The sequence below is a fragment of the Flavobacterium ardleyense genome (assembly GCF_033547075.1).
In the GTDB taxonomy this organism is placed as follows: Bacteria; Bacteroidota; Bacteroidia; order Flavobacteriales; family Flavobacteriaceae; genus Flavobacterium; species Flavobacterium ardleyense_A.
Genome location: NZ_CP137891.1, coordinates 1667079 through 1682260, shown reverse-complemented (window position 1 = coordinate 1682260; position 15182 = coordinate 1667079). Strand labels below are relative to the sequence as shown.

Here is a 15182-nt window from a genome sequence, read left to right as displayed (position 1 = left end):
CTTTGAAATAAAGCGCGCCTTTACTATCTTTCGCATTCAATAAATATGAACTTAAACATTTTTTGCAATGTTAGACCAAAAGAATGATAACCTGGCAGACAACGAACAGCTGGCAGATGGACAAGTACAAGACGTAGCTACTACCGAAACAGAAACTGCAATCCCTCAAGAACAAGATGAAACAGTAACAATTGCTGAGGCAGAATTAGGGGACGAAAGTCGACTTGAGGTTGATAAACAACAACAGGCTATTATAGATATCGAGAATTCGAACGCTGAAGAAAGTGAAGATGAAACGTTAAAAGATCGCCACAATATTCCGATGGAAGATTATGAGGCGATGTCAATGGAAGAATTGGTTGACGCGTTGGAGAATCTTGTTGCAGTTGAAAAAACAATGTCTGTAAAAGAGCACGTTGAGGAGGTAAGAAAAGCGTTCTTGAGCAAGTACAATCATTTTATTGAAGAGAAAAAAGAACAATTTACTGAGGAAAATCCTGAGACGACGGAAGATTTTAGGTATGATTTTCCACTAAAACATTCTTTTGACAAACTTTATTCTAGTTATAGAGATAAAAAAAATACGCATTTTAAAAGTCTTCAGAATAATTTAGCAACAAATCTGGAAACTCGTTTGGCAATAGTCGAAGAGTTAAAAGATTTAATAAATCCTCAAGAAAATATCAAGGATAGCTTAAAGCACTTTAATGAACTGCGTGACCGATGGAAAAATGCGGGATCGATTCCAAAGGACAAATACAACCACGTTTGGAACAATTACCATTTTCATGTCGAGAATTTTTATGATTATCTACACCTTGACCGTGAGGCACGTGACTTAGATTTTAAACACAATCTTGAGCAAAAAGAAAAAATTGTTGCTCGAGTTGAGGAGTTAGTAAATGAGGATGATATAAACAAAGCTTTCCGTGAATTGCAAGATTTGCATAAAATTTGGAAGGAAGATATTGGACCTGTTGCGCAAGACAAGCGCGATGAGATCTGGAATAAATTTAGTGATTTGACTAAGCAAATGCATGATAAAAGAGAAGTTCTTTTTGAAAAACAGCGCGGACGTGAAACAGAAAATCTTGAGAAAAAACAAGAAATTGTGCGACAGCTTGAAGAACTATCCACTACAAAAGTTGGAAGTCACAGTGCTTGGTTGGCACAGATAGAAAAAGTTGAAGCTTTACGCAATTCCTTTTTTACGGCTGGAAAAGTTCCACAGGAGCATAATGAAGCAACATGGTCTACTTTTAAAAGTGCGGTTCGTAACTTTAATGCTTTAAAAAATTCATTTTACAAAGACATTAAGAAAGATCAAAGCACAAATCTAAGCAAGAAAACAGCGCTAGTAGAAAAAGCGAAAGAACTTCAGAATAGTGAAGATTTTGCTGCTACTACACCAATAATGAAGCAGATTCAGGATGAGTGGAAACAGATTGGGCACGTCCCTAAAAAATATTCTGATAAACTTTGGAAAGAATTTAAAACCGCATGTAATCATTATTTCGATAAGTTAAAGGAACAGCGCAGCGAGTTGAATAACGAAGAAATAGAAGCTTTTGAAAACAAGAAGAACTATCTTGATACTCTAAAAGATTTTGAACTTAGTGGCGATCATAAAACTGATTTGGACGCGATAAAAGCTCACATCGAAAAGTGGAAAACCTTTGGTAGAGTGCCTCAAGCACGCCGTCATATAGAAGGAAAATTCAATAAAGTTCTTGATGTTCTTTTTGACAAATTAAGTTTAAGCAAGAAAGATTCGGACATGTTGCGTTTTGCAAACAGAATGGAGCAGTTATCTGATGCGAATGACAGTCGTAAAATTGAAGGAGAAAAGATTTTCTTATCTAAAAAAATCGATGAAGTACAATCTGAAATTTTGCAATTAGAAAATAATATGTTGTTTTTTGCAAATGCTAAAAAGGATAATCCGATTTTAGCAGAGGTTCATAAAAATATTTCTCGTCTTCGAGAAGAGTTGGAGACTTTGAAAGAAAAACTTCAACAAGTTCGAAGTATTAAAACAGAATAAATATCGAAAAACACTGCTAGTCAGTGTTTTTTTTTGGTGAAATTTTGGTAAGCGTATGACATATATCATTTTAGGGGGCTTTGATTATCAATACTTTTGTATTGATAATTAATAGATATGAAAAACTCTTTAGTACGAAAATATAATGTTCCAGGGCCACGATATACCAGTTATCCAACTGTACCTTATTGGGACCAAAACACCTTTGATTTTGAAATCTGGAAGAAAACTCTAAAGAAGTCATTTTCTGAAAGCAATAAAACCGAAGGAATAAGTTTGTACATACACTTGCCTTTTTGCGAAAATCTCTGCACCTTTTGCGGATGTCATAAGCGAATTACAAAAAATCATGACAATGAAGATCCGTATATAAAAGCTGTGTTGAAAGAGTGGCTTTTGTATTGCGAACTTTTTGACAAGAAACCAATTATAAAAGAAGTTCACTTGGGTGGCGGAACACCAACTTTTTTTTCTCATGAAAACCTTAAATTATTGATCGACGGAATATTTGCTTTAGCAGATAAAACCGCTAATTGCGAAATGAGTTTTGAAGGTCATCCTAATAATACAACCAAAGAGCATTTGCAAACCTTATATGATTTAGGATTTAGGAGGGTGAGTTATGGAGTTCAAGATTATTCAGAAAAAATTCAGAAAGCAATTCACAGATTTCAAACTTTCCAGCAAGTTGCAAAAGTAACATTATGGGCGAGAGAGATCGGGTATGAATCTGTTAGTCATGATCTTATTTTCGGACTACCGTTTCAAACAAAGGAGGATGTGATTGATTCTATCGAAAAGACAAAATCACTCCGACCTGATCGGTTGGCATTTTATAGCTATGCACACGTGCCATGGATTAAAGGCACGGGACAGCGAGGTTTTAATGATGAAGATGTGCCAAAAGATGAGACCAAAAGAGAATTATACGAAGTAGGAAAGCAAATGCTTTTTGAAAAAGGATACCAAGAAATTGGAATGGATCACTTTGCAGTAGAATCTGATTCTTTGTACAAAGCTTTTAAAACTGGCGGAATGCACCGAAACTTTATGGGTTATAGTGCTTCAAAAACTCAATTGATGATTGGGTTAGGAGCATCTTCGATTGGAGATTCTTGGTATAGTTTTGGACAAAACGAGAAGAAAATCGAAACCTATTATGAATTATTGAACCAAGATAAATTGCCAATCGTAAAAGGACATATTTTGACCGAGGAAGACTTGATGATTCGTCGACATATTTTAAATTTGATGTGCAACTTCAAAACTACTTGGCACGAACCTTCGGAGCAATTTGGTGAGTTGCCAGAAATTTTAGATCAATTACAAGAAATGGAAGAAGACGGATTGCTGATTTTAGGTGAGCGATCGATTGAAGTAACAGAAGAAGGAAAAGCTTACGTTCGGAATATTTGTATGGCATTTGATCTTTTGCTAAAGCGGAAAGCACCGTCCACAAAATTGTTCTCGATGACAATTTAAATTAACAAATGCGATTAGAATTTACAATTTTCTAATCGCTTTTTCTATAATTAGCAATCTGCGCTGCTAACAAAAAGGCTCATATTTGATGGGGAAACATATGGAATTCCCAAACCTAAACCTCTCAGAATAAATAATATACCCACAACTGCAGCTACATAAGGAATAATCTTGTTGATTTTATTACGCATTGAAACACTTATAAAAGCTTTTAGATAAACAACCGCAGTCATCAACGGGATTGTGCCTAGTCCGAATAGAAACATATAAAACATTCCGTAAAATTCATTCTGCATTCCAATTGCTCCAAAGATGGCTACGTAAACCATTCCGCAAGGAATTAGTCCGTTGAGTACTCCAATAGTATATAGAGATGTGAAACTACTTTTTTTGAATTGTTGCCCTAGTTTAGATTTTGCTCTGCCAACGAATTTATAAATTGGTTGGGCAAATGTCCACTTAGCAATTGTACGTTCGGGAATAATCACCACTAGTAAAATAGCAATTCCAATAAATATGGAAAGATTTTGTTGAAAACCCGCCAAATACAGTCCACGACCAAAAATTCCAAAAAGTAGGCCTAATACACTATAAGATGTGAGACGCCCTAGATGATACAGCGCAACTTGTAGCGCTTTTTTGGGAGGATTGTTGTGAGTTACGGGTAGCATCATCGCAATTGGTCCGCACATTCCTACGCAGTGAAAACTGCTTAGAAGTCCAAATACTAAAGCTGTAAATAACATACTCATTAGAAATTAAAACAGCTTTACTATAAGTAAAGCTGTTCTGTTGTCATATATTTTTTTCCGCTGTAATTCCAAGCGACGGTAATTTTCCAAACTCCACCGGCTAGTTTGTCAGCCGGAATTTTAAGCTCTGATTCAGAGATTTTGATCGGAACTTCAAAATCAAGAATCTTGCTAGAAGGCCTGTATAAAGTTATAATTCCATCAATCTTGTCGGCTGGAATATTTGAAGGAAATAGAACAGAAATTGCTTGAGCATTATGTGAAATTTTCACTTTCTCAGTGAGCGCGTTTCCAGCATTTAATTGATCCATTACAGTACCATATTCGGCATCTACTTTATAATATTCCTCCACAACCATTTCATTATCATAGGCAGGATTAGTGATCATTGTAACAACAAAATATAAGATAAATGACATAAAAAGAATGAATGCAATTACAATTCCCTTTCCCCAATTAATTTTCATACTAGTAATTTTTTTAAATCTTTCAGCAAATTTAGGCTAATTAAAACTGCGAGGCGATAAGAAGTTAGTTGTTGTAGACTCGAGCAAAATATCGCCATTATATACAGCAATATGTAATTTGCTCTTATCACTTTCTAGCAGGAACGATTCAATTTCTATAAAAATAGTACCTTGTGCAAACTCTCCCTTTTTGACTAAAATACGATTGGAACCTACCGTTTTAATTTCACCCTTTGGTGATATTAATTCAAATCGAACATCGGTAAAGTCTTTGTTAGTTTTATTTACAATTTTATAGGTGTATACATTTGAAATTTTATCTCCCTTATGTTCAAATAGCTGGCCTGGAAGACGAAGTACTGACGCTTCAACGTCATTTCGCAAGAAAAGCAAGCCTACTAAAACACCTAATAATATAAATAGAACAGCCGTATATCCTTTCATTCGAGCCGTAAACTTGAATGGTTCTTTTTTGGCTATTTCTGTTTCTGATGCATATCTAATTAGTCCTTTAGGCAAACCTACACTTTCCATAATGGTGTCGCACTCATCTATACAAGCAGTACAGTTTGTACATTCTAGTTGCGTTCCATTTCTAATATCTATACCCATTGGACAAACGTGAACGCACTGATTACAATCGATGCAATCACCTTTACCACTTTGGGCCCGATCTTCTTTTTTGTTAAATTTTGCTCGTCCTACTTCTTTTTCACCACGTACAAAATCGTATGCAACATTGATTGATTTATCATCCAAAAGCACCCCTTGCAGTCGGCCGTAAGGACAGGCGATAATACAAACTTGTTCTCTAAACCAAACGAAAATGAAGTAAAATACCCCTGTAAATGTTAGCAGTCCTAAGAAATTTCCTGACTGTTTGATAGGTCCTTCCTTCATCATTAAATAAAGGGTATCACTCCCTACTACATAAGCCAAAAATACATTTGCAATTAAAAATGAAATTATAAAGAAGATAAACCATTTAGAGACTCTCTTCCTGATCTTTTCAGCGTCCCATTTTTGTCTTGAAAGACGCATTTGCGACCCTCTGTCGCCATCTATCCAATATTCAATTCGTCTAAATACTAGTTCAAGAAAAATTGTTTGCGGACAAATCCATCCACAGAAAATACGTCCGTATACAACGGTGAATAGTAAAACAAACGCTACTCCAACGAGCATACATACTACAAAGATGTAAAAATCTTGTGGCCAAAAAGGAAATCCAAAAATATTGAATCTCCTTTCCATGACATTAAAAAGCATAAACTGATTGCCATTTACCTTTATAAAAGGATTGGCCACCAAAATTGCAAGCAGGATGTAACTTACATATTTTCTATATTTATAAAAACGTCCGTGTGGTTTTTTAGGAAATATGTATTTTCTATTACCTTCTTCATCTAGAGTACCGATGGTATCTCTAAATGCTTCATTGTATTTGTCTTCATCCAAATCATCCTCGTTCATCTTGATTTTTTTTGCTCACCATCCCAACGGATAGTAAATTTATTTATTCGATAATAATATCACCTTCGGCAGCTTTTGCTTCGGCGGGATTAGTACCTTTCATAGAAAGGATATAACTAGATACCTGTTGAATTTCCTTAGGTTTTAAAGTAGTATTCCAAGCAACCATTCCTTTTCCGTCACGACCACCTTTGGCAATTGTATGGAAAATTTCTTTGATAGTACCACCTAGAATCCAATGTGTATCCGTCAAGTTTGGACCAATTGAGCCACCAAGATCGGGGCGGTGACATGCCACACAATTACTTTCGAAAATTGTTTTACCAGCAGCTAATGCCGCAGCATCGGTTAGAACTTCAACCGTGTTTTCATCCATCATATCTGGCGCAGTCCTTTTGTATTCGTCCACTTGCAATTTGGCCGCAGCCATCTCAGTTTGAAATTCATCTTCCTGAGAATTGCCATCCATAATTTGGTACTTTGTAAAATAAAAAACAGAATAAATTACAGAAATTATAAACAACCACGTCCACCATGGTGGTAAATCATTGTCTAGTTCTTTAATCCCATCATAATCATGGTGCAAAAGCAAGCTTTCTTCATTTTCAAGAGGTTCACTCTTTGTTAACTTCCGCATTAGATTTTGGTACCATGGTTTTTCTGTGAAGCTCATAGCATCCTCTACCTCTTTCATACGTTTGTCTTCATCGCTCATTAGAAAATAAGAGACGTTGTTGATCGCTTTTATAGTAAGGTGAATTGCTATTAATACGACCAATATTATAAGTAAAGTTAATAACAATATTGGGAATGTTAAAAGAGCAGGAAGATGACCTGTATCAATTGCTAACTCAAAGATGAAGGCAACCGAAAAGAAGGCAATTGGCACCCAAACATATCCAGGAAAAAATTTTTTCATCGTCAGTGTATTTTAATTGTTTCTAATTAGTTGTCTAGTGGGAGTTGCGATACCTCATCAATGGTTTCTTTTCTGTAGGAGAAGACCCAAATGCCTAGACCTATAAAGAATGTAAAGAATATCGTTAGTGATATGATGGGGTAGATCTCTACCCCAACTATCGTTTCTAAATTATGTTTTATTGCTTCAAACATGCTCTTTCTAATTAGTTGTTTTTACTTTGATATCAGTTCCTAATCTCTGAATATATGCTATTACAGCAGTAATTTCGCGTTTGTCCATCGGAACGAACTCTTCTCCATCGGCAGCGGCTTTCTTCTTGCTAGCTTCGTAACTCTTAACAAAATCAGGATCGGATTTAAGGTTTTCAAGAATTCGAAGTCCTTGTTCTTCCATGTTTTTTGTAGCATTTGCAACCTCTTGGTCGGTATAAGGAACACCTAATTTTTGCATAACGCGTAACTTAGCTTCCATATCTCCATAGTTCATTTGCTCATTAGCAAATAACCACTTATATCCAGGCATAATTGAACCAGGTGACGTACTCTGTGGATCCCACATGTGATTAAAATGCCAATTGTCATTATATTTCTGACCCACACGCATTAAATCTGGACCAGTTCTTTTTGAACCCCATAAGAACGGGTGATCGTACACATATTCTCCAGCTTTAGATTGAGGACCATAACGCTCTACTTCACTTCTAAATGGTCGTACTTGCTGAGAGTGACATCCAACACATCCTTCTCTAATGTAAATATCTCTACCTTCAAGCTCTAAAGGTGTATAAGGTTTTACCGCATCAATTGTAGGGATGTTAGATTTAACCATAATAGTAGGTACAATCTGAACGATACCTCCAATAAGGATTGCGATTGTCGCTAAAATTGCCATCTGGATCGGTTTTCTTTCTAACCAAGCGTGAAATCTTTCCCCTTTAACTCTCGAACTACTTACCACTGTAAGAGCCGGAGCTTCTGCTAATTCATCTTCGATTGCTGCATTTGCACTAACTGTTTTGATGATATTATAAACCAAAATAAACATTCCGATTAAGTATAATGTTCCACCAATAGCACGCATCCAATACATTGGAATAATTTGAGTTACAGTTTCTAAGAAGTTACCGTAAGTTAAAGTTCCGTCAGGGTTAAATTGTTTCCACATTGCTGCTTGCGTAAATCCAGCAACGTACAAAGGTAGTGTATACATAATGATACCCAAGGTACCAATCCAGAAGTGTGCATTTGCTAATTTATCTGAATATAATTTTCCTTTGGTCATTCTAGGAATCAACCAGTAGATCATACCAAAGGCAAGGAAACCATTCCAAGCCAAAGCACCAACGTGCACGTGTGCAACGATCCAGTCTGTAAAGTGAGCAATACCATTTACGTTTTTGAAAGAAAGTAATGGACCTTCAAAAGTTGCCATACCGTAACCAGTAATCGCTACTACGAAGAATTTCAATACTGCATCTTGACGCACTTTATCCCAAACTCCTCTTAAGGTCAATAGTCCATTAATCATTCCTCCCCAAGATGGAGCAAGAAGCATAATTGAGAAAACAACTCCTAAATTCTGAGCCCAATCAGGCAAAGCAGAATATAAAAGGTGGTGAGGACCAGCCCAGATATAAATAAAAATTAACGACCAAAAGTGGATAATAGAAAGTCTATAAGAATATACTGGACGATTTGCTGCCTTAGGAACGAAGTAATACATAAGTCCTAAAAATGGAGTAGTCAAGAAAAACGCTACCGCATTGTGACCATACCACCATTGAACAAGTGCATCTTGGACACCGGCATATACTGAGTAACTTTTCATAAATGTTACCGGTAAAGCCAAGCTATTAAAAATATGCAGAACAGCTATGGTTATAAACGTTGCTAGATAAAACCAGATGGCTACATATAAGTGACGCTCTCTTCGGCGTAAGATTGTGGCAATCATATTCCAGCCAAAAACTACCCAAATAAGTGTCAAGAAAATATCTATTGGCCACTCTAATTCTGCATATTCCTTAGACGATGTATATCCCAAAGGCAATGAGATTGCCGCAGCAACAATAATAAGTTGCCATCCCCAAAAATTGATATTACTCAATACATCCGAGTACATTCTAGTCTTGAGAAGGCGCTGTAAAGAATAATAAATACCCGCAAACATCGCATTACCAACGAAAGCAAAGATGACGGCATTGGTGTGTAAAGGACGCAATCTACCAAAGCTTAGCCATGATATTCCATCGGTTAAATTTGGAAATAGAAAAAGGGTAGCAAGTAGAAGTCCTACTAACATCCCTACTACACCAAATACAATGGTAGCGTAAATAAATTTCTTTACAATTTTGTTATCATAATAAAATTGTTGCATCTCCATACTATTCTTGTTTAATATTTGTTTTAATTATTTCTTGTTTTTCAGGCGTTTTAAGCAATTCGTCGTCAAAGAGCATTCTGACCGAAGGCGTGTAATCATCATCATACTGCCCACTTTTGACTGCTTTGATAAAAGCGATGAAAAATATCAGAGCAACTAATATGCTGATAGATATTAAAATATAGATAACGCTCATACTTATTATTTAATGGCACAAAACTACTGCCGGATTGAAAAAGAAAATATGATTTTTATCATAACTTCCTATTAATTCGATTTTTTCTATTAGTAATTATATTTTAAACTTCCTTGCGTAGTAATTAGACATTATCGTTACAAAAGACACAATTGTTACTGTACTTAGTGGCATAATAATAGCAGCTACTAGTGGAGCAAGATGTCCGGTTACCGCAAAGCTGAGTCCTACGATATTATATAATATTGATAATATAAAGCTCATCTTTATAACTTTGATTGCCTTTTTTGAAAGTTTTAAATAATCTGATAGCTTGCCAAACTTTTCCGCGTCCAAGATAGCATCGCATGCTGGTGAGAAAACATTGACATTTTCTGAAACAGCAATCCCGACGTTGCTTTGCGCCAAGGCTCCAGCATCATTAAGACCATCTCCAACCATCATCACATTATGACCTTGATCTTGTAAAATTTTGATAAAAGCTAATTTCTGTTCTGGTTTTTGATTAAAAACCATTTCGGTATTTGCTGGCAAGATTTTTTCTAGAGTAGCCCTTTCACCATCATTGTCGCCAGACAAAAGTTTGATTTTATAATTTCTGCTCAACTCTGTAAAGAGTTGCGAAATATCTTTTCTATATTCATTTTTAAAAATGTAACGACCCATAAAAATCCCGTCGATTTGAATACCTACAGTAGTCTGAAGAAGTTCGCTTTTAAAAAAATTTCCTACAAATGCATCACTTCCAACTTTCACGCTTATAGAATTATACTGCCCTTCCATCCCACTTCCAGGAACTTCCGTAAATGAATCGAGCTTTACAGATGCTGTAAGTGGCAGGAAGTCATAGAGCATTCGGCTCAAAGGATGATTAGAAGTTCGCAGCATTTCTTTGATAATACGTAGTTTATTATCCTCCAAAATTTCGCCTTCATAATAAATTTGCGCTGATCTTGTCGATGTTATCGTTCCAGTTTTATCAAATACTATCGTGTCAACTTTTTCGAGTTGCTCGATCACTAGCGCATTTTTTAGGAAAAATTTACTCTTGCCTAAAATTCTAAGCACATTTCCTAAAGTAAAAGGAGCTGTAAGTGCCAAAGCACAAGGACACGCTACAATAAGCACAGCAGTAAAGACATTAAAGGCAGTATTACCATCAATAAAAATCCAATATCCAAAGGCTACAAATGCAATTAATAATAATATTGGTGTGAAGTAGTGCGAAACAGTATCAGTAATATTTTTGAATTTCTGTTTGACATCTTTCTGAAAAATATCGTTGCTCCAAAGTTGGGTTAGATAACTTTGCGAAACTGAATTTAGCACTTCAATTTCCGCAATTTTTCCGATTTGTTTTCCTCCGGCAAAAACTTTATCTCCTGATTTTTTCGAAATTGCCACTGCTTCTCCAGTAACAAAACTATAATCAACCTCCGCTGATTCGCTAATCAAAATACCATCGGCAGGAATTAATTCTTGATTTCGAATAAGAATTCGATCTCCTTTTAAAATTTCATAAATTGGAATGCTTTCTTCATCGCCTTCCTTAGAAATTTTAGTCACGGCAACCGGAAAATAGGATTTATAATCTCTTTCGAAATTTAAAAATCCATAGGTTTTAATCTGAAACATCTTGCCAAGTAACATAAAAAACACCAATCCAGTGAGACTATCAAAGAATCCCGGTCCATAACCCATAATGATGTCGAATGCACTGCGGATAAACATTACAATAATTCCCAGCGCAATTGGAATTTCGATATTAAGAATACCCGCACGAATTCCTTTGTAGGCAGCTACATAATAACCGCTCGCACTGTAAAAAAAGCTTGGCATCGCTAATGCAAATATCAACCAACGGAAAAAATTCCTGTAGTGGTCCAGCCAATATTCTGATACTTCAAAATATTCTGGAAAAGACAAAAGCATAATATTTCCAAAACAAAAGAAGGCAACACCCAATTTATAAACCAAAGTTCGATCAGTATCTTTCTGCCCCGCTTCATAATTTTCTAAAGAAATATACGGCTCATAACCTATCGACGAGAGAAGATAAACAATTTCTTTAAGGTTGGTTTTATCATTATTATAGGTAATTCTTACATTCTTTTCTTGAAAGTTTACCTGAGAAGCACTTATTCCAGGTTGCAATTTTTTCAGGTTTTCGAGAATCCATATGCAAGAACTGCAGTGAATATGCGGAAGATTTAGTGATACTATATGAATGGTGTCTTCATTAAATTCCAAGAGCTTCTCTAGTATTGCATTATTGTCAAGAAAGTCATATTTACCTTGGATATCCTGCGGAGTAGCACCTGGAAACTGTTCAAAGTCATAATAGCAAGTGAGATCGTTTTGATTGAAAATTTCGAAAACAGTTTTACATCCGTTGCAGCAAAACTTCTTTTCATCAAATATAATGACATCGGATTCGATACTATCTAGCCCGCAATGATAGCATTTTGAGGCATTCATACCTAATAATTTTAAGGCGCAAAGTTGCTCACATTATCAACATATTACAATGATATTTATCATATTAAATCGTAAATTTGTAATTCATTTATAAATTCATCCTATGAATAGCTGCGACTTATGTATTCAGAAAGGATTAACTTCTCTGAAAGCTCTTAATAAAGAAGAATTAGAATCTATCCAAAACACAAAAACCACTCTTATTTTTAAAAAAGGAGATGCACTTTTTGAAGAAGGCGATACTACCAATGGAGTGTATTGTATAAAGGCGGGCATTTGTAAGATGACCAAGCTCAGCGCAAATGGGAAGGATCAAATTGTAAAGTTAGCACAAGTTGGAGATCTTATAGATAAGCGGTTAATCATCAGTGAGGAACTTTCAAATACTAGTGCTATTGCCTTGGAAGATATGGAAGTTTGCTATATTCCACGCGAGCCTATCTTGAATGCCTTTAATAACAACAACCAATTCTCGTTGCTGTTGATGCGTTCAATCTGTTCTGACCTAAAGGAGGCTAATGAAATGATTATGAATATGGCTCAAAAAAGTGTTAAATCCCGTCTAGCATTTACACTGCTACATTTGCAAGATCAATTTGGTATTGATACAGATAAATCTTTGAAGATAAATCTTTCTCGTGATGAGTTAGCTACGTTAATTGGTACTGCAACCGAAAGTGCTATCAGACTCTTATCCGAATTAAAGAAGGCTCGATTTATTGATTTGCAAGGAAAGAAAATCTTAATATTAGAACCGCAGCTCCTAAAAAAGATGGCGGAATAAGTTCTATAATTTCTTTGCTTCATTCCAAAATACATCCATTTCCGCAAGGCTCATATCCATCAAAGGTTTTCCAAGCTCAGAAGCTTTTGATTCTAGATATTGGAATCTTTTTATAAATTTTTTGTTTGTTCTTTCTAGTGCTTCTTCCGGGTTGATGTCTAGAAATCTAGCGTAGTTAATCAGAGAGAATAATACATCGCCAAATTCACCCTGCATTTTATCTTTATCCTTTGCCTCCACCTCAGCATGAAACTCGGCAATCTCCTCTTCAACTTTTTTCCAAACTTGCTCAGATTCTTCCCAATCAAATCCCACAGCCTTTACTTTCTCTTGGATACGGCTGGCCTTGACCAATGCTGGCAAACTCTTGGGCACCCCTTCCAAAACTGATTTCCTTCCCTCTTTTAATTTTAATTTTTCCCAGTTTTGCTTTACCTCCTCTTCATCTTTTACTACTGTATCGCCATAAATATGTGGATGTCTATGAATTAATTTATCGCAAATTCCATTCGCTACATCCGCAATATCAAAATTATTAGTTTCACTTCCTATCCTTGCATAAAATACTATATGGAGCAAAACATCGCCCAATTCTTTCTTGATTTCATTTAGATCTTTATCTAAAATTGCATCGCCTAGTTCGTACGTTTCTTCAATTGTAAGATGCCTTAAACTTTCAAAAGTCTGTTTCTTATCCCACGGACATTGCTCACGCAGTTCGTCCATAATGGTCAATAATCTATCAAACGCTTCTAATTGTTGCTCTCTTGAATTCATCATATAATTATTTCTAAAAGTAAAAAATCCCACTACCATCAAAGGTAATAGGATTTTTTAGTATTGATTGTTAAAAAGAATTATTCTGCTTTTGGTGCTTTTTTGGCCGCAGCTTTCTTAGGTTTTGCAGGAGCTTCCTTAGTTGCTTCAACTGTTTCTGCAACTTCGTCTTTAGATTCTTCTTTTACAATTTCTTTGCTTTCTTCAGTTGCAACTTCTTTAGCAGCAGCTGGAACTTCTTTAGAAACCATGCCTTTTGCTTGAAGCATATTATACCAATTTAAAACCTTTTTGATGTCAGATGGGTATACTCTATCTTGGTCATAGTTTGGTAGAATTTCTTTAAAGTACGCAGCCATAGTAGCATTGTCTTCTTTATGAGAAATTGCAGGACCTTCATTTTCTTTTATGGCAATATTGCGCATAACATCTGCTAATAGCTTTTCGTCATCATTTGTATAAATAGATATTTCTGAAAGCAAGCTAACGTTGCTACGTAAACCTACTGTAATTTTTTTTCCGTCTTGTAATGATTCTGCTACAAATCCCGAACGTGTTTGCACTCTAAGAACGTACAATCCTGGCTTTCCAGAGATGGCTAATATTTTGTCTAAAGTCATTTCTATTTAATTTTAAAAATATATGTTTTAATTATTTAATTCTAAATTTATTATCTGCTAGTTTTCTTAGCACAGAACTTCATTTTGTAGTCAGGTCGGGTTTTCCCTTCCATTATATTACTAAGTTTCTTTTTTATCAAACGTTTTTTGAGTGATGATATTTTATCTGTAAAAAGAATTCCCTCAATATGATCGTACTCATGCTGAATAACTCTGGCGATAAGTCCGTCGTAAATCTCAGTTTTCTTTTCGAAATTTTCATCATAAAATTCGATCGTAATACGCTCATTTCTATAAACATCTTCTCGAACTTCGGGAATACTTAGGCATCCTTCATTAAAACCCCACTCCTCACCATCTTCTTTCAGCATTTTTGCATTGATAAACGTCTGCTTAAAACTCGCGAGTTGTTCTTGCTCTTCTTCACTAAGATCCTCATCAGATGCAAACGGCGAAGTATCAATTACAAATAGCCTAATAGGAAGTGCAACTTGTGGCGCGGCCAGTCCCACTCCATAAGCGTTGTACATTGTCTCGTACATATCGGCAATAGTCTCTGTAAGATTTGGATAATCTTTGGTGATAGGTTCTCCCACTTTTCGTAGTACTGGATCTCCGTATCCTATAATAGGTAAAATCATTTTCTATATATAATTGCCTTGCGGCGAATATTAAACGAATGCAAAAATAGTCAAAAAATGAAGAATGCCCTTATATTGAAACACAATTAGCAATATTTTTTCGATTCTTCATAAACTATAATCAATACGACGATGCTAATTTTTTTGAATTCATATATTTGCCT

At 35.5% G+C, this 15182-nt stretch carries 14 protein-coding genes; 3 read left to right on the top strand and 11 right to left on the bottom strand.

Annotation, left to right across the window (positions count from 1 at the left end; genetic code table 11):
- The first annotated feature begins 67 nt into the window (after positions 1 to 67).
- The gene (locus tag SBO79_RS07295; protein WP_318639763.1) at positions 68 to 2044 is read left to right on the top strand and encodes a DUF349 domain-containing protein; all 1977 of its coding nucleotides are present in this window, start codon (positions 68 to 70) and stop codon (positions 2042 to 2044) included.
- Positions 2045 to 2161: 117 nt separating this feature from the next.
- Positions 2162 to 3526: an oxygen-independent coproporphyrinogen III oxidase gene (gene hemN / locus SBO79_RS07290; RefSeq protein ID WP_318639762.1), complete on the top strand. Its 1365-nt coding sequence runs from the start codon at positions 2162 to 2164 to the stop codon at positions 3524 to 3526.
- A gap of 50 nt (positions 3527 to 3576) precedes the next feature.
- Here the strand turns inward: hemN and SBO79_RS07285 are convergent, their stop codons facing one another.
- The 8 genes from SBO79_RS07285 to SBO79_RS07250 all read right to left on the bottom strand — a co-directional run bounded on the left by SBO79_RS07285 (position 3577) and on the right by SBO79_RS07250 (position 12196).
- Entirely contained in the window at positions 3577 to 4272 is a 696-nt protein-coding gene (locus tag SBO79_RS07285) for a sulfite exporter TauE/SafE family protein (protein WP_318643473.1), read from the bottom strand.
- A 26-nt stretch (positions 4273 to 4298) separates the two neighbouring features.
- Positions 4299 to 4745 (bottom strand): FixH family protein, encoded by a 447-nt coding sequence (locus SBO79_RS07280; protein WP_318639761.1) that lies wholly within the window; start codon positions 4743 to 4745, stop codon positions 4299 to 4301.
- A gap of 36 nt (positions 4746 to 4781) precedes the next feature.
- Positions 4782 to 6218, bottom strand: coding sequence for a cytochrome c oxidase accessory protein CcoG (ccoG, locus tag SBO79_RS07275; RefSeq protein ID WP_318639760.1), 1437 nt, complete (start codon positions 6216 to 6218; stop codon positions 4782 to 4784).
- 43 nt (positions 6219 to 6261) lie between these two features.
- Complete coding sequence (locus SBO79_RS07270) at positions 6262 to 7137, bottom strand: cbb3-type cytochrome c oxidase N-terminal domain-containing protein (protein ID WP_318639759.1); 876 nt, start codon at positions 7135 to 7137, stop codon at positions 6262 to 6264.
- A 26-nt stretch (positions 7138 to 7163) separates the two neighbouring features.
- Positions 7164 to 7331 (bottom strand): CcoQ/FixQ family Cbb3-type cytochrome c oxidase assembly chaperone, encoded by a 168-nt coding sequence (locus SBO79_RS07265; protein ID WP_318639758.1) that lies wholly within the window; start codon positions 7329 to 7331, stop codon positions 7164 to 7166.
- 7 nt (positions 7332 to 7338) lie between these two features.
- Positions 7339 to 9522 carry a cytochrome-c oxidase, cbb3-type subunit I gene (gene ccoN / locus SBO79_RS07260; RefSeq protein WP_318639757.1) on the bottom strand — a complete coding sequence of 728 codons (2184 nt, stop codon included), beginning with the start codon at positions 9520 to 9522 and terminating at the stop codon, positions 7339 to 7341.
- A gap of 1 nt (position 9523) precedes the next feature.
- Positions 9524 to 9718, bottom strand: a complete 195-nt coding sequence (ccoS, locus tag SBO79_RS07255) for a cbb3-type cytochrome oxidase assembly protein CcoS (protein WP_318639756.1) — start codon at positions 9716 to 9718, stop codon at positions 9524 to 9526.
- Positions 9719 to 9814: 96 nt separating this feature from the next.
- Positions 9815 to 12196, bottom strand: coding sequence for a heavy metal translocating P-type ATPase (locus SBO79_RS07250; protein ID WP_318639755.1), 2382 nt, complete (start codon positions 12194 to 12196; stop codon positions 9815 to 9817).
- 103 nt (positions 12197 to 12299) lie between these two features.
- Here SBO79_RS07250 and SBO79_RS07245 point away from each other — a divergent pair, with 103 nt between their 5' ends.
- On the top strand, positions 12300 to 12980 hold the full coding sequence (locus SBO79_RS07245; protein WP_318639754.1) for a Crp/Fnr family transcriptional regulator: 681 nt from the start codon (positions 12300 to 12302) through the stop codon (positions 12978 to 12980).
- 3 nt (positions 12981 to 12983) lie between these two features.
- Here SBO79_RS07245 and mazG read toward each other — a convergent pair whose 3' ends face one another.
- The 3 genes from mazG to def all read right to left on the bottom strand — a co-directional run bounded on the left by mazG (position 12984) and on the right by def (position 15018).
- Complete coding sequence (mazG, locus tag SBO79_RS07240) at positions 12984 to 13757, bottom strand: nucleoside triphosphate pyrophosphohydrolase (protein ID WP_318643471.1); 774 nt, start codon at positions 13755 to 13757, stop codon at positions 12984 to 12986.
- An 80-nt stretch (positions 13758 to 13837) separates the two neighbouring features.
- A complete protein-coding gene (locus tag SBO79_RS07235) occupies positions 13838 to 14377 on the bottom strand; it encodes a DUF5606 family protein (protein ID WP_318639753.1) in 540 nt (179 codons plus the stop codon).
- A gap of 50 nt (positions 14378 to 14427) precedes the next feature.
- Positions 14428 to 15018: a peptide deformylase gene (gene def, locus SBO79_RS07230; protein WP_318639752.1), complete on the bottom strand. Its 591-nt coding sequence runs from the start codon at positions 15016 to 15018 to the stop codon at positions 14428 to 14430.
- Between the last annotated feature and the right edge of the window lie 164 nt (positions 15019 to 15182).